Origin of the sequence: Nocardioides panacisoli (genome assembly GCF_019448235.1) — a bacterium.
GTDB lineage: Bacteria > Actinomycetota > Actinomycetes > Propionibacteriales > Nocardioidaceae > Nocardioides > Nocardioides panacisoli_A.
The window spans coordinates 1,480,777-1,498,395 of record NZ_CP080409.1 but is presented as its reverse complement, the minus strand read 5'-3'; the positions used below and the strand labels follow the sequence as shown (position 1 = coordinate 1,498,395).

The following is a 17,619-nucleotide window of genomic DNA, read 5'->3' as shown; positions in this document are numbered from 1 at the left end:
TCAACCCGGAACTAGAGCGGGATGTTGCCGTGGGCGCCGCGGTGGACGCCGTCGCGCTGGACCGCCTCGACGATGGCGTGGGCCAGGGCGGAGCGGGTGGCGGCCGGGCTGACGACCTCGTCGACCACGCCGATCTCGACTGCCTTGTCGACGCCGCCGGCGATGCGCTCGTGCTCGGCGGCCAGCTCCTCCTCGACACGTGGACGCAGGTCGGGGGAGACCTCGGCCAGCTTGCGCCGGTGCAGGATTCGTACTGCGGCGACCGCGCCCATGACCGCGACCTCGGCGCCCGGCCAGGCGAACACCTTCGTCGCGCCGAGCGAGCGGGAGTTCATCGCGATGTAGGCGCCGCCATAGGTCTTGCGGGTCACCAGCGTCACGCGAGGCACGGTGCACTCGCCGAACGCGTGCAGCAGCTTGGCGCCACGGCGTACGACGCCGTCCCACTCCTGCCCGACGCCCGGCAGGTAGCCCGGCACGTCGACCAGCACCACCAGCGGCACGCCGAACGCGTCGCACATGCGCACGAAGCGAGCGGCCTTCTCCGCCGACTGGGAGTCCAGGCAGCCGCCGAGTCGCAGCGGGTTGTTGGCGACCACGCCGACGGTCCGGCCGCCCATGCGGCCGAGCGCGGTGACCACGTTCGGTGCCCAGCGCGCGTGGAGCTCCAGCGTGGTGCCCTCGTCGAGCACGCTCTCGACCAGCGGGTGCACGTCGTAGGCGCGCTTCATGGACTCGGGCAGGTTCTCGGCAAGGTCGCGGTCGACGACCTGGTCGGCCTCGAGGCTGCCCTGGTCACCCAACAGCGACGCGGTGTCGCGCGCCTGCTGCAGTGCTGCCGCCTCGGTGTCGGCGATGAGGTGCACGACACCGGAACGACGACCGTGGGGCTCGGGTCCGCCCAGGCGCAGCATGTCCACGGCCTCGCCGGTCACCGACCGCACCACGTCGGGCCCGGTCACAAAGATGCGGCCCTCGGGGCCGAGGATGACCACGTCGGTCAGCGCCGGACCGTACGCCGCGCCACCGGCGGCGGGGCCGAGCACGACCGAGACCTGGGGGATCTCGCCGGAGGCCTGGGTCATGATCTGGAAGATCCGGCCGACGGCGTGCAGTGACAGCACGCCCTCGGCGAGCCGTGCGCCGCCGGAGTGCCAGAGCCCGATGATCGGGATCCGGTCGGTCATCGCCCGGTGGTAGGCGTCCACGACCACGCGGCAGCCGTCGTCGCCCATCGCACCGCCCATCACGGTGGCGTCGGAGCAGAACGCGACGACGCGGGCGCCGTCGACGGTGCCGATGGCCGCGAGCATGCCCGAGTCGTCGACGGGGGAGAGCAGTTCGAGGCTCCCCTCGTCCAGCAGGGCGGTGAGGCGGGTCAGCGGGTACCGCGGGTCGTCCTCGCGCGGGGGCTTGGTGGCGGCAGGTGCGTTGGCCGTGGTCGTCATGTCACTCCGTCCCGAAAGCGACCGCGACGTTGGCACCGCCGAAGCCGAAGGAGTTGTTGAGGGCCACGCCACCGCCGACGGGCAGGTCGCGTGGCTTGGTGGCGATGTCGAGGTCCACCTCGGGGTCGCGGTCGTCGAGGTTGATCGTCGGCGGCGACTGGCGGTGGTGCAGCGCCAGCACGGTGGCGACGGCCTCCAGTGCACCGGCGCCGCCGAGCAGGTGCCCGGTCATCGACTTGGTGCTGGTGACCACCACGTCGGTGGCGTGCCCGCCGAGGGTGGCGTGCAGCATGAGGGCCTCGGCGACGTCACCCAGCGGGGTGGAGGTCGCGTGGGCGTTGACGTGGACGATCGACGCGGGGTCGATGTCGCCGTCGCGCAGCGCCAGGGTGATGGCGCGCGACCCGCCGCGACCCTCGGGGTCGGGCTGGGCGATGTCGTGGCAGTCGGCGGTGATGCCGGCGCCGACGACCTCGGCCCAGATCCGCGCCCCGCGGGCCTTGGCGTGCTCCTCGGACTCCAGGACGAGTGCGCCGGCACCCTCGCCGAGCACGAAGCCGTCGCGGCCGGTGTCCCACGGGCGGGAGACCGCTGCCGGGTCCTCGGACTTCTTCGACAGCGCCATCATGTTGGCGAACGCTGCGATGGGCAGCGGGTGGATCGCGGCCTCGGTGCCGCCGGCGACGACGACGTCGGCGCGGCCCAGGCGGATCTGGTCCGCGGCCAGGGCGATCGCCTCGTTGCCCGATGCGCAGGCCGACACCGGCGTGTTGACGGCGGCCCGGGCACCGATCTCGAGGCTGATGGTCGCCGCGGGGGCGTTGGCCATCAGCATCGGCACCGCGATCGGGGAGACCCGTCGCGGCCCCTTGGCGAGCATCGCGTCGTAGTTGGACAGCAGGGTCTGCACGCCGCCGATGCCCGAGGCCATCGCGACGCCGACCCGCTCGCCGTCCAGCTCACCGGCCTCCTGCGGACCGTCCAGTCCCGCGTCGCGCCACGCCTCCTGCGCAGCGACGAGCGCGAACTGCGAGGAGCGGTCGAGCCGCCGTGCGCGCACCCGCTCCAGCACCTCGGTCGGCTCGACGGCGGCGGTGCCGGCGATGCTGACCGCGAGGTCCGGTGCGGAGCCCTCGTGGGCGGCCCAGGCGGCTGATCCCGCGAGGGGTGTGACGCCGGAACGGCCCGCGAGCAGGCCGTCCCAGGTGGAGGGGACGTCGCCCCCGAGCGGGTTGGTGGTGCCCAGCCCGGTGACGACTACGCGACGGCGACTCATGTGGCTCCTCGAACTGGTCGGAGTGGTTCAGGCGGCCTGGTTGCGCTCGATGTAGGAGACGGCGTCGCCGACGGTCTTGAGGTTCTTGACCTCTTCGTCGGGGATGGTGACGCCGAACTTCTCCTCGGCCTCGACGACGACCTCGACCATCGACAGCGAGTCCACGTCGAGGTCGTCGACGAAGGACTTGTCGAGCTGGACGTCCTCGGCGTCGACTCCGGCGACCTCGTTGACGATGTCGGCCAGGGCGGTGCGGATCTCTTCGGTGCTCATGGTTCTCCTGTTTCTGTGGGGTTGGTGCGGTCAGTCGTGACGGTTCAGGGGACGACGACGACCTGGGCGGCGTACGCCAGGCCGGCGCCGAAGGCGACCAGCAGCGCGAGGTCACCGGAGGCGGCGTCGCCGTCGTCGGCCATGCGCTGCAGGGCGAGGGGGATCGACGCGGCGGAGGTGTTGCCGGCGTCGATGATGTCGCGCGCGATGCGGACCGAAGCCGGGAGCTTCATGGCCCGCGCCATCGCGTCGGTGATGCGGTTGTTGGCCTGGTGGGGGACGAAGCAGTCGATGTCCTCGGCGCGTACGCCGGCGCGGTCCATCGCCTGCTGGGCGACCTTGGCCATCGAGTAGGAGGCCCACCGGAACACGGCGTTGCCCTCCATGCGCAGGTGCGGCATCGAGGGCGCGTCGCTGGCGATGACGTCGCGCCAGTCCTCGCGCTGCCGGATGAGGTCGTACTGCTCACCGTCGGAGCCCCACACCACCGGACCGATGCCGGGGGTGTCGGACGGACCGACCACCACGGCGCCCGCGCCGTCGGCGAAGATGAAGGCCGTGCCGCGGTCGGTCGGGTCGGTGATCTCGGAGAGCTTCTCCACGCCGATCACCAGCACGTGGCGCGCGCTGCCAGCGCGGATCATGTCGTTGGCGAGTGCGACGCCGTGGGAGAACCCGGCGCATGCCGCGGAGATGTCGAACGCCGCGGGCTGCTCGGTGCCCAGCTGGTGGGCGATCATGGTGGCCGCCGACGGCGTCTGCAGCAGGTGGCTCACCGTGGCCACGATGACGGCGTCGACCTGCCGCGCGTCGATGCCGGCCTGCGCCAACGCGTCGCGCGAGGCCGCGACCGACATCGACACCACGGTCTCGTCAGGACCGGCGAAGCGGCGGGTCCGGATGCCCGAGCGCTGCTGGATCCACTCGTCGCTGGAATCGATCGCCTCGACGACCTCGGAGTTGGGGACCACCCGCGCAGGGCGGTAGACGCCGAGCCCCAGCAGGGCGGCGTACGTCGAGGTGTCGGCGGCGGCGAGCGTGGCCATCAGGCACCGTCCCGGGCGCTCATGCGGCACCCAACGGGTGCAGCCGCAGCAGGGGCTGGCCGGGGGAGACGGGGTCGCCGTCCTCGACGAGCCACTCCACGACCTGGCCGCCGTGGGCGGCGGTGACCGGGATGCGGTCGCGCAGGCTGGCCACCGAGCCGATGGGGACACCGGCCTCCAGGGCGTCGGCGTCGGCGGCGGCCTCGTCGCGGTGGAAGACGCCCTTGGCGGGCGAGACGACCATGCGCCAGGTGGGCGTGGAGTCGATGGTCGAGGCCTCACCGTGCTGTTCGCAGAAGTCGCGTGCGGCGTCGAGCTGGTCGGGGGAGTCCAGCGCGAAGGTCTCCACGCCCTGGCCTCGGAAGTAGCGCTTGGCGATGCCGGTGAGGGTGCCGGCCGGCGGCATCTCCAGGATGCCGGTCACACCGAGGTCGGCCATGGTCTCCAGGCACAGGTCCCAGCGCACCGGACGCGCGATCTGGCCCACGATGCGACGCAGCACGTCGGTGCCGTCGTGGACGGCCTGGCCGTCGCGGTTGGAGATGAACGGCGTGCGGGGGTCGTGCACCGAGACCGACCGGGCGAGCCGGGCGACGTGGTCCACGGCCGGAGCCATGTGCTCGGTGTGGAACGCCCCGGCGACCGACAGCGGGCGCAGCTTGGCCTTGGCCGGCGGGTCCGCCGCGAGCGCGTCGAGCTGCTCCAGCGTGCCGGCGGCGACGAGCTGGCCGGGACCGTTGTCGTTGGCCGCGACGACGCCGTGGCGCTCGAGCGTGGCGAGCACCTCCTCGCGGTCGCCGCCCAGCACGGCGGTCATGCCGGTGGGGGTGGCGTCGGCGGCGGCCGCCATGGCGTTGCCGCGCTCGCGCACCAGCACCATCGCCTGCTCGGCGGTGATGGTCCGGGCACCGGCCGCGGCGGCGATCTCGCCGACGCTGTGGCCGGTGACGGCGCCGATCTTGTCGAAGGCGTCGGCCGGGTGCGGGAAGAGCTCCAGCGCGGCGACGAGGCCGGTGGCGACCAGCAGCGGCTGCGCGATCCGGGTGTCCCGGATCTGCTCGGCGTCGCCCTCGGTGCCGTAGTGCGCCAGGTCGACGCCGGCGACGGTCGAGAGCCAGTCGAAGCGGGCAGCGAAGGTCGGGTCCTCCAGCCACGGCTGCAGGAATCCTGGGGTCTGCGCGCCCTGTCCGGGCGCCACGATCACGAGCACGTCACCTACAGTGCCCGGCCGCGTGCCGTGACCACGACTGCGGCGCCCACGAAACCTGCGCGCGGGACTTTGTGGGGTTCCTACAAGTCGGTCGGCGCGGCGGCCGCATCGGCCTGCCGCCCCAGCGTGAGCGCGAGCTGGAGGGCCAGTGCGTCGCGGGGCTCGGAGGGGGAGTAGCCGGTCAGCTCGGCCACCTGGCCCAGGCGGTAGCGGACCGTGTTGGCGTGGACGAAGAGGGCACGGGCGGTGGCCTCGATGCCGCAGCCGGCAGCGAAGTAGGCGCTGAGGGTGTCGTCCAGGCCCGCACGGGACTCGGCCAGGGGTCGGTAGAGGTGGTCCACGGCATGGCGCAACGCCGCCTCGTCGCCGGCGAGCACCCGCTCGGGGAGCAGGTCGTCGGTGCGCACCGGGCGGGGAGCGTCCGGCCAGCCGGCGACGGCCCGCATCCCGGCCATCGCGGCCTGGGCGGACACGTGGGCCTGGCTGAGGTCGGCGGCGGCAGGACCGATCACGACGGGCCCGTCGTCGAAGAGCGCGACCACGGCGTCACCGGCCTTGTCCAGGTCGGCGACCCCACCGAGGATGACGACCAGGCGGTGCCCCTGCACCGCGCACAGCGCATCCATGTCCACGGCGCGGGCGGCGCGGCGTACGTCGTCGAACACGCCGGCCTCGGGGCGGCCCGCGGGCACGGTGCCGATCAGCACCGCCACCTCGCCGCGGGCGCTGCCCCAGCCCACCGCACTGGCGCGGGACAGCACGTCCTCGTCGGTCTCGGCGCGCAGGATGGCGTCGACGACCAGCGCCTCCAGCCGGGCGTCCCACGCGCCGCGCACCTCCGCGGCCCGGGCGTAGACCTCCGCCGTGGCGAAGGCGACCTCCCGGGCGAAGCGCGTGACCGCACGGTGGACGTCCCCGGCGATCTCGTCGTCGCCCAGGATCGGCTCGATGTTGTCCTCGACGACGTGGATGGTCAGCCGAACCAGCTCGACTGTCTGCTGCAGCGAGATCACGCCCGCGAGGGCGCGGGGCGCGGCGCCGAACACCGACGCGGCGAGCTCGGTGCCCCGCGGTGTGCGGGCGTGGTCGCCGTCGTACCAGTCGATGAAGCCCTGGACACCGGACTGCACGATCGCGCCGACCCAGGACCGGTCCTCGGCGCTGAGCGCGGCGAACCAGTCGAGGTCGGCCTCCATCTGCGCCATGGCCGCGGTGCTGAGGGAGCCGCCGGCGGCCCGGAGCTTGCGGATCACCTCGGCGCGCGAGTCGAGCGTCGTCACCGGTCCAGACTACGGGGAGCGGGTGACGTCGCTCACCGCCGGATGGCGCCGATTTTCCCCGATTTTACGTGGTCCGTGCCCCGCGCCGGTGTCGCTGCGTGGTTGAATCCTTGTCCGACCGAGCCCGAGGAGACACACGTGACGACGGCACGATCAGCGGCAGGGGACGCCGCAGTTCCGGAGGTCGAGTACCTCACCGTGCACGGGCACGACCGTGCATTCGTGAAGATGGGGCGCGGACCTGCGCTGCTCCTGCTGCACGGACTGGCCTGCGACCACCGCACCTGGCGCGACGTCCTGCCCGCGCTCGCCGAGCACTACACCGTGATTGCGCCGGACCTGCTCGGTCACGGCCAGTCGGCCAAGCCCCGCGCCGACTACACCCTCGGCGGCTACGCCAACGCCATGCGCGACCTGCTGACGCTGTTGGGCATCGACAAGGTGACGGTCGTCGGCCACAGCTTCGGCGGCGGCGTCGCGATGCAGTTCGCCTACCAGTTCCCCGAGCGCACCGAGCGCATGGTGCTGGTCTCGCCCGGCGGGCTCGGTCGCGAGGTGTCACTGGCGATCAAGCTGATCCAGGCGCCGGGCTGGGAGGGCGTCATGCGGCTGCTGACCCAGCCGGGACTGCGCCACCTCGAGGGCGCGGCACTGCGGGCGCTCGCACCCGTGGCGCCGGCGTACACCCGCGACCTGGCGGAGGCGGCCGACATCCTCGACTCCTGGCGCGACCGGCGCACCCGGTTCGCGATCCGCCACCTCGTCCGCGCCGTGATCGACTGGCGGGGGCAGGTGGTGACCATGAGCGACCGCGCCTACCTGACCGAGGCGATGCCCGTCGCCGTGATCTGGGGCGAGGACGACCGGGTGCTGCCGGTCCGGCAGGCCGAGGAGCTCTCCCGCATCGCTCCGGGGGCGCGGGTCGAGATCGTCCCCGACGCGGGCCACTTCGTGCACCGGGACCACCCCGAGCAGTTCGTGCGGTTCCTGCACGACTTCATCACCGAGACCGCACCGGCGAAGTACTCCCGGGGCAAGTGGCGTCGCCTGCTGAGCAACGGCCCCGACGAGCCCCTCACGACGCCCGCGCTGCGGGTCGCCGCCGGCACCGCCTGAGGTGCCCTGTCGGGGCCGTCGCTCGACGGCCCCGACAGGCACGGGCCGACGTCAGGCGTCGGCGCCCTCCTGCTTGCGGCCCGAGACGGCCGTCGGGTCGTCGATGCGGTAGCGCTGGAAGGCCTCCTTGACCTTGCTGCGCTCGATCTCGCCGAGGTCCGCGAGCGCCTGCAGCGCCTGGACCACGACCGACTCGGCGTCGACGTGGAAGTGGCGGCGGGCGGCCGGTCGGGTGTCGGCGAAGCCGAAACCGTCGGTGCCCAGCACCCGGAACTCGGTCGGCACCCAGCGGGCGATCTGCAGCGGCACGGCAGCCTGGTAGTCGGTCACCGCGACCGCCGGGCCGTCGGCGTCCTCCATCGCGGTGGTGACGTACGCCGTCCGCGGGGTCTCCTCGGGGTGCAGCAGGTTCCACTCCTCGCTGGCGATCGCCTCCCGGGCGAGCTCGTTCCAGGAGGTCACCGACCAGGTGTCGGCCTGCACGCCCCAGTCCTCGGCGAGGATCCGCTGCGCCTCCGCGACCCACGGGAACGCGACGCCGGAGGCCATCAGCTGGACCCGCGGTCCGTCGCCGTCGCCGGTGGAGACCCGGTGCAGGCCCTTGAGGAGCGCGTCGACGTCGAGGTCGTCGGGCTCGGCCGGCTGGTGGACCGGCTCGTTGTAGACGGTGATGTAGAAGATCACGTCCTCGGGGCCGTTGCCGTCGGGACCGTCGCCGTACATCCGCTCCAGTCCGGAGCGCATGATGTGCGCCACCTCGTAGGAGAACGCCGGGTCGTAGTGCACGATCGCGGGGTTGGTCGCTGCGATGAGCGGCGAGTGGCCGTCGGCGTGCTGCAGGCCCTCACCGGTCAGCGTGGTGCGGCCCGCGGTGGCACCGATCAGGAAGCCCCGCGCCATCTGGTCGGCCATCGCCCAGATCGAGTCGCCGGTGCGCTGGAACCCGAACATCGAGTAGAAGATGTAGAACGGGATCATGTGCTCGCCGTGCGTGGCGTAGGAGGAGCCGGCCGCGATCGCCGAGCCCATGGCCCCGGCCTCGGAGATGCCCTCGTGCAGCATCTGGCCGTCGTTGGCCTCCTTGTAGGACAGCAGCAGGTTGCGGTCCACCGAGGGGTACTGCTGGCCGCCGTGGGCGTAGACCTTCGCGGTGGAGAACATCGAGTCCATGCCGAAGGTGCGGTACTCGTCCGGCGCGATCGGCACGATGCGCTTGCCGAGCTCCTTGTCCTTCATCCACTCGCGCAGCAGCCGCACCGTGGCCATGGTGGTGGCGATCTTGTTCTCGCCGGCGCCCTTGCGCAGCTCGGCGTAGGCCTTGTCGCCGGGCAGCGTCAGCGGGCGCGAGCGGTTGACCCGCTTGGGGGCGGACCCGCCGAGCTGGCTGCGACGCTCGAGCATGTACTCGATCTCGGGCGACTTCTCGCCGGGGTGGAAGAACGGCGCGCCGCCGGTCTCCTCGTACGCCCGGTCGATGTCGCGGTCGCTGATGGGCATGTAGAGCCGGTCCCGGAACTTCTTGACGTCCTCGGGGGTCAGCTTCTTCATCTGGTGCGTCGCGTTCTTGCCCTCGAGCGCGTCGATCGTCCAGCCCTTCACGGTCTTGGCGAGGATGACCGTCGGCTGGCCGACGTGCTTGGTGGCGGCGTCGAAGGCGGCGTACACCTTGCGGTAGTCGTGCCCACCGCGCGGCAGCTTGTAGATCTGGTCGTCGGTCATGTGCTCGACCATCTTGCGCAGCCGCGGGTCGGCGCCGAAGAAGTGCTCGCGCGCGAAGCTGCCCTCCTCGACGGAGTAGGTCTGGAACGCACCGTCGGGGGTGGTGTTCATCTGGTTGACCAGGACGCCGTCGACGTCGCGGGCGAGCAGCTCGTCCCACTCGCGGCCCCAGATCACCTTGATGACGTTCCAACCGGCGCCGCGGAAGTTGGACTCCAGCTCCTGGATGATCTTGCCGTTGCCGGTCACCGGGCCGTCGAGCTGCTGCAGGTTACAGTTGACCACCCACACCAGGTTGTCCAGCTCCTCCCGGGCGGCGACCCGGATGGCGCCCAGCGACTCGGGCTCGGCCATCTCACCGTCGCCGAGGAAGGCCCACACCCGCTGGTCGCTGGTGTCCTTGATGCCGCGGTTCTGCAGGTAGCGGTTGAACCGTGCCTGGTAGATCGAGTTGATCCCGGTCAGACCCATCGAGACCGTCGGGAACTCCCAGAAGTCCGGCATCAGCCGCGGGTGCGGGTACGACGGCAGCCCGGCCTGCTGACCGTGCTGCACCTCCTGGCGGAAGCGGTAGAGCTGCTCCTCGCTCAGGCGCCCCTCGAGGTAGGCGCGGGCGTAGATGCCGGGAGAGCCGTGACCCTGGATGAAGACCTGGTCGCCGAGGTCGTCGGCGTCCTTGCCCCGGAAGAAGTGGTTGAAGCCGACCTCGTACAACGACGCGGAGGACTGGTAGGTCGCGATGTGTCCGCCGACCTCGAGGCCCTTGCGGTTGGCATTGGTGACCATGACCGCGGCGTTCCACCGGATGAACGCCCGGATGCGGCGCTCGACCTCCTCATCGCCCGGGAACCACGGCTCCCGCTCGGAGGGGATCGTGTTGATGTAGTCGGTGCTGCGCAGCGCCGGGACGCCGATCTGCTGCTCGCGCGAACGCTCCAGCAGGCGCAGCATCAGGTAGCGCGCGCGGGCCCGACCGCGCTCGCTGACCATGTCGTCGAAGGACGCGATCCAGTCCTGGGTCTCCTCCGGATCGATGTCGGGCAGCTGGGTGGGCAGGCCCTCGTGGATCACGGTGCGGGCAGTGGGCTGGGGGGTTTCGGGATCTCCGGTCACCCGACCATTGTGGCGCCCAAGTCGCGTCGGGAAAATCTACTCACGAGTACGCCCCTCACGGACCCTGGGTTGCGCCCTCGCCCCAACTCCGGTGGACTACTACCACCGACATCCCGTTCGACTGGAGGAGATACCCGTGAGCTCGACCGCCGGTGGCGACACCGCCGCCGCGAACCGACCGGCTGCCCGGATGGGCTTCAAGCAGGGCATGGTGGTCCAGGAACTCGGTTGGGACACCGACACCGACGACGACCTGCGCATCGCGATCGAGGACGAGGTCGACGGGGACATGGTCGACGGGGACTACGGCAACGTGGTCGACAACGTCGTGCTCTGGTGGCGCGAGGACGACGGCGACCTGGTCGACGGCCTGGTGGACGCACTGACCGACCTGGTCGGCGGGGGCGCCATCTGGCTGCTGACGCCCAAGGTCGGCCGCGCCGGGGAGGTCAACCCCTCCGACATCGCCGAGGCGGCTCCAGTCGCTGGACTGTCCCAGACCACGACGGACTCGGTGAGCAAGGATTGGCTCGGGACACGATTGGTTGCTCCCAAGACTCCTGCCTGAGAACGGAACACCACGCATGGGAATCACGTCGCTGGCGCGCGACGCGGCCGTCAGCGCGCGCATCCTGGTCAGCTCCGGCATCGTCCGGCCCTACGGGCCCGCCACCGTGGCGCGCATGGGGCGGACGCTGCAGCAGTGGGGCACCGTCCCCGCGGGCGGATTCAAGACCATGGCGCTGCGCAAGCCCGACGGTGTGGCGCTGATCGACGAGCTCGGGTCGCTGACCTGGCGTGAGATCCACGAGCGCACCAACGCCCTCGCCACCGCACTGCGCCGACGCGGCGTCGTGGAGGGCGACGGCGTCGCGGTCATGTGCCGCAACCACCGGGGGTTCGTCGAGTCCTCGATCGCGGTGAGCAAGCTCGGCGCCGACGTGCTCTACCTCAACACCGCCTTCGCCGGTCCGCAGCTCGCGGACGTGCTGGAGCGGGAGCGGCCGCGCGTGGTGATCCACGACGAGGAGTTCGCCGACCTGCTGGAGGGTGCCGAGGTCGAGGACCGGGTGATCGCCTGGACCGACGGGCCGGCCGGCCCCGACACGCTCGAGGGCCTGATCAACAGCGTCGCGACCGACGAGCCGACGCCGCCGCAGCGCGCGGGGCGCACGATCATCCTCACCTCGGGCACGACCGGTACGCCGAAGGGCGCGCCACGGCCGCAGGGCGGCGTACCCGCCGCGGTGTCGCTGCTGTCGCTGATGCCGCTCCGGAGCGACTGGACCTGCCACATCGCCGCGCCGCTGTTCCACACCTGGGGCTTCGCCCACTACCAGCTGTCGATGCTGCTGGGCACCACCATGGTGCTGCGCCGTCGGTTCGACCCCGAGGACGCGCTGCGCACGCTGGAGGAGCACGACTGTGACTCCTTCGCCGTCATCCCGGTGATGCTGCAACGCATCCTGCAGCTGGACGAGGACACCCTGCAGCAGCACCGGCTGCCGCGGCTCAAGGCCGTCGCCTCGTCCGGTTCTGCCCTGCCCGGTGGGCTGCCCGAGGCATGGATGGACCGCTTCGGCGACAACCTGTACAGCATCTATGGCTCCACCGAGGTGGCCTGGGCCAGCATCGCCACCCCGCAGGACTTGCGCGAGGCGCCCGGGACCGCGGGGCGGATCCCGCACCAGACCGTGGTGCGCATCTGCGGCGAGGACGGCCGTGAGCTGCCGACGGGGGAGTCGGGCCGGATCTTCGTCGGCAACGACCTGCAGATCGAGGGCTACACCGGTGGCGGTGGCAAGGAGGTCGTCGACGGACTGATGTCCTCCGGTGACGTGGGCCGCTTCGACGAGACCGGCCGGCTCTTCGTCGAGGGCCGCGACGACGAGATGATCGTCTCCGGCGGTGAGAACGTCTTCCCCAAGGAGGTCGAGGACTGCCTCGCCGACCACGACGGCGTCGAGGACGTCGCCGCGATCGGTGTCGATGACGACGACTTCGGCAAGCGGCTGCGCGCGTTCGTGGTCCGCTCCGGCCGCGGTGACGCCGTCGACGAGGACGTACTGAAGTCGCACGTCAAGGCCCGCCTCGCGCGCTACAAGGTGCCGCGCGAGATCGTCTTCGTCGAGGAGTTGCCGCGCAACGCGACCGGGAAGGTCCTCAAGCGGGAACTCGCCGATCGGGACGACTAGGGGCATGCCCTAGGGTTCGACCTGATGAGCGTCGGACTGGTGGTCGGGGAGTCGGCGCCGGACTTCACCCTGCGGGACCAGTTCGGCGCCGACGTGGCGCTGTCCTCCTTCCGCGGCCGCAAGTCGGTGCTGTTGTTGTTCTATCCGTTCGCGTTCTCGGGGGTGTGCACCGGCGAGCTGCACCAGGTCCGGGAGCGGCTGGCGGAGTTCGTCACCTTCGACACCGAGGTGCTGGCTCTCTCGTGCGACCCGATGTTCTCGCTGCGCGCGTACGCCGACTCCGACGGCCTGAACTTCCCGCTGCTCAGCGACTTCTGGCCCCACGGCGAGGTCGCCCGCGCCTATGAGGTGTTCGACGAGCAGTCCGGCTGCCCGTGCCGGTCCTCCTACGTCGTGGACCGCGAGGGGCGGCTCACCTGGGCGGTCCACAACGCCGTCTCGGTGGGGCGGGACCTCGACGAGCACCTCGTCCAGCTCCGGGCGGCGGCCGAGGCCTGAGGTGTCCCGGCGGGGCCGGCAGAAAAACTCCGCCAGAAAATCTGGTCAAAAGTTTGGCAACCCGTCCGCGAGGTTGTAGAGTACGTGTTGTTGAACCGCTGGTGACCCGAGACGCCAGCGGTTCAACTCTGTTTTGGCCCGGTGTGCGTGCCCGGGGTCTTGGTACCGGTTTCGGTCCGGCCCCTCCCGCCCGGTAGCCTTTCGCGCGATCCGGGGCGTATAGCTCAGTTGGTAGAGCGCTTCCCTTACAAGGAAGATGTCAGGGGTTCAAGTCCCTTTGCGCCCACCGATGAGAACTCCCTCATCGCCGCCTCACCCGCCCATCACCGCGCGGCGGCAGCGTTCCCCTCGTTCGCAACCGACACGAGGAGGACCCATGAGGATCGACCTGTTCCGTACGACCACCGTCGGTCTCGCCGGCCTGGTCGGCGCCGGGCTGCTGGCGCTGCAGGTGCCGAGCACGTCCACTGCCGGCGCCGAGCTGCTCAAGCGCGACGAGGACGGCGCGCAGCTCACCGTCGTCACCGAGGAGGACGAGGCCGAGGACGACGACCTCGCACTCGTGGCCGAAACCCGCTCGCGCGACACCTCGCGCAGCAAGGCGTCGCGCAACAGTCGCGGCGACGACTCCCGCACCGGGCGCGCCAGCGGCCGCGACGACAGCCGCAGCGGCCGCCACGCCGCCGGCGCGGACTGGACCCGCGACGGCAAGGGTGGGCTCAAGCGCGACTGGTCGCGCCACCACACCAACGACAAGTCGCGCAACAACACCGCGATGTCGTGGAACACCCGCGGCGACAAGTCCCGGACCAACCAGCGCAGCGGGATCGACGAGAGCCGCAGCGGCCGCAAGGCGGGCGGCAAGGACTGGACCCGCGACGGCAAGGGTGGGCTGAAGCGCGACTGGTCGCGCCACCACACCAACGACAAGTCGCGGAACAACACCCGCTGATGGCGACGCTGCCCAGCGGCGCGGTGGACGAGAGCTGGCACCTGCGCCGCGGTGACGCCATCACCCCCGAGCTGACCGCGATGCGGCTGCTCGGGGGAGGGTCGGCGTACGAGGCATTCCTGGCCTTCGACGAGGTGACCTGTGGCCCGGTGGTCGCCAAGGTCGTCCGTCCCAGTGAGGTGGACGACCACCAGACGCTGGCCGGACTCGAGCGCGAGGCCGCTGCGCTCGAGGTCGCGAACCACCCCGTGGTGGTGCGCGGGCTGCGCCACGACGTCGACGGCCCCCGGCCGCACCTGGTGCTGGAGTTCGTGGAGGGACCGCGGCTGTCGCGGCTGATCCGCCGCTACGGCAGGCTCTCGGAGCAGCAGTACCTGCCGCTGGCGATCGAGGTCGCCGCAGCACTGCACTTCTTCGGCCACCGCGACGTGTGCCACCTCGACATCAAGCCCAGCAACATCATCATGGGCTCGCCGGCGCGACTCATCGACCTCTCCGTGGCGCGCCCCGCCCACCGTGCGGCCGAGATCGAGGGCCTGATCGGCACCGACGCCTACCTGGCCCCCGAGCAGGCCGACCCGGGCGGTCGGTACGGCGTCCCGGCGTACGCCAGCGACGTGTGGGGGCTGGGTGCGACGCTGTTCCACGCCATCGCCGGCGAGCGTCCCTTCGCGTCAGGTGACCCGGACGCCGCCACGCCCGAGGAGCGTCACCCCCAGGTGCGCTACGCCCCCGGTCCGCTGCCCACGGACCTGCCGTCCGGGGTCGGGTCGCTGGTGCTGGCGATGCTCGAGCCCGACCCGGTCCACCGGCCGCTGCCACGTGAGGTCGTCGACGCGCTCACGCCCGCGCTGGACGCTCTCCCGGCCCCACGGGCGCTGAGCTTCAAGGTGCGATGAGGCGCCTGCGGCATCAGCGGTTGAACCGGTAGCCCATCCCACGCACCGTGCTGATGGCCTCCGCGCCGAACTTGCGGCGCAGGTAGCCGACGTAGACGTCGACGACGTTGGAGCCCGGGTCGAAGTCCAGGCCCCACACCTGGTCCAGCAGCTGCTCGCGGGAAAGCACCTGGCCGGCGTTGACCAGGAAGGTCTCGGCCAGTGCGTACTCCCGGGCCGACAGGTCGACCTGCCGGCCGGCCACGGTCGCACGACGCGTGCGCTGGTCCAGGACGACGCCGCCGGCGGTCAGCGACCCGGACACCTCCGCCTCCCGGTCGGCGGCCTGCCGGAGCCGCAGCTTGATGCGGGCGCTGAGCTCGGCGTACCGGAACGGCTTGGCCATGTAGTCGTCCGCGCCGCCCTCCAGAGCGCTGACGGTGTCGGTCACCGAGTCCCGCGCCGTGAGCACGATGACCGGCACCCGAGACCCCTGCGCGCGCAGCTGCGCCAGCAGCGTGAACCCGTCCAGGTCGGGCAGGCCGATGTCGAGCACGACGAGGTCGACCCCGTCGGCGAGGGCCTCGTCGAGTCCGGTCCGGCCGTCGGTCGCCACCGTCGCACGGTGCCCCTCGGCAGTGAGCCCCTTGGCGACGAAGGAGGCGATCCGCTCCTCGTCCTCGACGATCAGGATGCGGGCCACGGGTCCTCCTCGTGTCGTGGGGCGCGCCGCAGGACGGGCACGGTGATGACGAAGCGCGCTCCGACGTCGTCGGGTACGACGGCGGCCGACCCGCCGTGGGAGGCCGCGATGGCCGCCACGATCGAGAGCCCCAGGCCGAACCCCTCGTCGCCGTCGGGGACGTGGGCGCGGCCGAAGCGCTCGAAGATCCGCTCGCGGTCGGCGGGTGCGATGCCTGGGCCGGTGTCGCGGACCCAGAACCGGACGCCGCCGGCGTCGAGGTCGGCGCCGAACCCGATCTCGTCGCCGGCGCGGGTGTGCTTGACGGCGTTGTCGGCGAGCGCCAGCAGGGCCTGGGTGAGGCGCTGCTCGTCCAGCACGAGGGGATCCGCCGGCCCGGGCACGTCCAGGGTCCAGGCGCGGTCCCCGAGTGCCCGGGCCTTGGCCAGCACGGTGGTCACCAGCTCGTCGGGTCGGACCTCGGCGAGGTCGAGGAAGTCGGGGCGGCTGCTCTTGGCCAGCAGGATCAGGTCGGCGACCAGGCGCGACATCCGGTCGACCTCGTCCAGCAACAGGTCCCGCGTCTCGGCGACCTCGGCCGGGGTGCCGGTGTCGAGCAGCTCCAGGTGCCCGCGCAGCACGGTGAGAGGCGTACGCAGTTCGTGGCCGGCGTCGTCGAGGAAGCGGCGCTGGTCGGCGAAGGCGCTCTCGAGGCGGTCCAGCATTGTGTTGACGGTGCGGGTCAGTGCGGTGATGTCGTCGTTGCCGGTCTCGGGGATCCGTCGGGTCAGGTCACTGCCGCTGATCTCGTCGGCGGTGGCCCGCAGTGCGCGCAGCGGCTGCAGCAGCCGCCCGGACTGCCAGGCCGCCGCGCCGGTGACCACGAGCAGCGCGAGCGCGGCGACGATCGCGTAGGTCCGCATGGTGTCGGCGAGCTCGGCGCGGTCCTCCTCGAGGTAGGCGACGACGAGCAGCGCGCCGCTGCGCTCGCCCTGCCGCACGGGCTGAGCGGTGATGCGCACCTCCCCATCGGGGGTGTCGAGCCGGGTGCTGCCGCCGTCGCGCACCAGGGGTGCCGCGGCGTCGAGGAACTCCGGGGTGGTGATCAGCGCGCGACCGTCGGCGGGGAACCAGTACAGGGGAGCGTCGTCGACCCAGCCGACCAGCAGCTCGTCGTCGTCGGGCACGTTGCGCTGCAGGAAACGCTCCAGCAGCGTGTCGACCACGAACGGCTCGCCGGTCTCGGGATCGATGCCCTCGGCCTGCAGCCGCTGGAACTCGTCGAGCTCCTGCTCGACCTCCCGCTGCACCGAGGCCTCGACCCGTTGGGACTCCAGCAAGTGCACGATCAGGCCCGCGCCGCCGAGCGCCACCGCCACCAGCACGGCGACGGTGGCGGCGATGCGGGCGCGGACGGTCAGCAGCGGCTGCGCGGCACGCGCATCAGTCGTCGTCCTCCCGCTCGTCGTCCTCGTCATCCTCGTCCCCGTCGTCGTCCCGGTCGTCGTCATCATCGTCGTCGTCCGCGTCGTCCCGGTCCTCGGCGTCGTCCCGGTCATCATCCCGGTCGCGTGGTCCGGCCGGTACCGGGCGATCGGGCCCGGTCTCCTCGGCACTGCCCGGCCGCGGCGCCACCGGCGTCGGGTCGGGGGAGCGCGGTGGCTGCTCGGGCGGGACCGTGGTGGGCACCTCGGTCAGCTGCAGGGGCGGTCGCGCCGGTGGTTCGTCGGCCGCGGTCGCGACCAGGGAGCCGACCACGAACGCCGCGATCGGCAGCACCAGGGCGAGGGGCAGCAGGACCCGGGCGAACGTCGGCACGGGCTCACCGTGCGTGGCCGGGATGGCGCCGGGATGAGAGCCGGATGAGGAGGTTCTCATCCACGGTGGGGTGGCCCCGCTCGTCGCGAGGGAAACACCGTCCGCCGACGGCGAT

16 protein-coding genes and 1 tRNA gene are annotated in these 17,619 nt (G+C 71.8%); 7 read left to right on the top strand and 10 right to left on the bottom strand.

The features are described 5' to 3' along the window. Positions 1 to 11: 11 nt before the first annotated feature. From KUV85_RS07390 to KUV85_RS07365, 6 genes are all read right to left on the bottom strand, one after another. Entirely contained in the window at positions 12 to 1,448 is a 1,437-nt protein-coding gene (locus tag KUV85_RS07390; protein ID WP_219962569.1) for an acyl-CoA carboxylase subunit beta, read from the bottom strand. Position 1,449: 1 nt separating this feature from the next. Continuing rightward, a complete protein-coding gene (locus KUV85_RS07385; RefSeq protein ID WP_219962568.1) occupies positions 1,450 to 2,724 on the bottom strand; it encodes a beta-ketoacyl-[acyl-carrier-protein] synthase family protein in 1,275 nt (424 codons plus the stop codon). Between the two features lie 27 nt (positions 2,725 to 2,751). Next, positions 2,752 to 2,997, bottom strand: coding sequence for an acyl carrier protein (locus tag KUV85_RS07380; protein WP_219962567.1), 246 nt, complete (start codon positions 2,995 to 2,997; stop codon positions 2,752 to 2,754). A 44-nt stretch (positions 2,998 to 3,041) separates the two neighbouring features. Beyond that, positions 3,042 to 4,043 (bottom strand): beta-ketoacyl-ACP synthase III, encoded by a 1,002-nt coding sequence (locus tag KUV85_RS07375; RefSeq protein WP_219962566.1) that lies wholly within the window; start codon positions 4,041 to 4,043, stop codon positions 3,042 to 3,044. Positions 4,044 to 4,062: 19 nt separating this feature from the next. Further along, a complete protein-coding gene (locus KUV85_RS07370) occupies positions 4,063 to 5,253 on the bottom strand; it encodes an acyltransferase domain-containing protein (protein WP_219962565.1) in 1,191 nt (396 codons plus the stop codon). Between the two features lie 80 nt (positions 5,254 to 5,333). After that, positions 5,334 to 6,533 (bottom strand): PucR family transcriptional regulator, encoded by a 1,200-nt coding sequence (locus tag KUV85_RS07365; RefSeq protein ID WP_219962564.1) that lies wholly within the window; start codon positions 6,531 to 6,533, stop codon positions 5,334 to 5,336. Between the two features lie 138 nt (positions 6,534 to 6,671). On the opposite strand from KUV85_RS07365, the gene KUV85_RS07360 reads away from it, so the two are divergent. Beyond that, entirely contained in the window at positions 6,672 to 7,649 is a 978-nt protein-coding gene (locus tag KUV85_RS07360) for an alpha/beta fold hydrolase (RefSeq protein WP_219962563.1), read from the top strand. Between the two features lie 51 nt (positions 7,650 to 7,700). Here KUV85_RS07360 and aceE read toward each other — a convergent pair whose 3' ends face one another. Then, positions 7,701 to 10,481 carry a pyruvate dehydrogenase (acetyl-transferring), homodimeric type gene (gene aceE, locus KUV85_RS07355; RefSeq protein WP_237690221.1) on the bottom strand — a complete coding sequence of 927 codons (2,781 nt, stop codon included), beginning with the start codon at positions 10,479 to 10,481 and terminating at the stop codon, positions 7,701 to 7,703. 190 nt (positions 10,482 to 10,671) lie between these two features. On the opposite strand from aceE, the gene KUV85_RS07350 reads away from it, so the two are divergent. From KUV85_RS07350 to KUV85_RS07325, 6 genes are all read left to right on the top strand, one after another. Beyond that, positions 10,672 to 11,049, top strand: a complete 378-nt coding sequence (locus tag KUV85_RS07350; RefSeq protein WP_219962875.1) for a DUF3052 domain-containing protein — start codon at positions 10,672 to 10,674, stop codon at positions 11,047 to 11,049. 16 nt (positions 11,050 to 11,065) lie between these two features. Continuing rightward, entirely contained in the window at positions 11,066 to 12,676 is a 1,611-nt protein-coding gene (locus tag KUV85_RS07345; RefSeq protein ID WP_219962562.1) for an AMP-binding protein, read from the top strand. Between the two features lie 24 nt (positions 12,677 to 12,700). Next, positions 12,701 to 13,174: a peroxiredoxin gene (locus tag KUV85_RS07340; protein ID WP_219962561.1), complete on the top strand. Its 474-nt coding sequence runs from the start codon at positions 12,701 to 12,703 to the stop codon at positions 13,172 to 13,174. A 213-nt stretch (positions 13,175 to 13,387) separates the two neighbouring features. After that, positions 13,388 to 13,460: transfer RNA gene (locus tag KUV85_RS07335), tRNA-Val, on the top strand. Between the two features lie 90 nt (positions 13,461 to 13,550). After that, positions 13,551 to 14,126 (top strand): hypothetical protein, encoded by a 576-nt coding sequence (locus tag KUV85_RS07330; protein ID WP_219962560.1) that lies wholly within the window; start codon positions 13,551 to 13,553, stop codon positions 14,124 to 14,126. Next, a complete protein-coding gene (locus tag KUV85_RS07325) occupies positions 14,126 to 15,025 on the top strand; it encodes a serine/threonine-protein kinase (protein WP_219962559.1) in 900 nt (299 codons plus the stop codon). The genes KUV85_RS07330 and KUV85_RS07325 overlap by 1 nt, the downstream gene beginning before the upstream one ends. Positions 15,026 to 15,038: 13 nt before the next feature. On the opposite strand, the gene KUV85_RS07320 is transcribed toward KUV85_RS07325, so the two are convergent. From KUV85_RS07320 to KUV85_RS07310, 3 genes are read right to left on the bottom strand one after another with little or no spacing between them, the layout of a single operon-like run. Beyond that, positions 15,039 to 15,707: a response regulator transcription factor gene (locus KUV85_RS07320; RefSeq protein ID WP_219962558.1), complete on the bottom strand. Its 669-nt coding sequence runs from the start codon at positions 15,705 to 15,707 to the stop codon at positions 15,039 to 15,041. Next, a complete protein-coding gene (locus KUV85_RS07315) occupies positions 15,692 to 17,164 on the bottom strand; it encodes a sensor histidine kinase (RefSeq protein ID WP_219962557.1) in 1,473 nt (490 codons plus the stop codon). Before KUV85_RS07315 ends, KUV85_RS07320 begins: the two co-directional genes overlap by 16 nt. Then, a complete protein-coding gene (locus KUV85_RS07310) occupies positions 17,130 to 17,504 on the bottom strand; it encodes a hypothetical protein (protein WP_219962556.1) in 375 nt (124 codons plus the stop codon). Before KUV85_RS07310 ends, KUV85_RS07315 begins: the two co-directional genes overlap by 35 nt. Positions 17,505 to 17,619 lie beyond the last annotated feature (115 nt).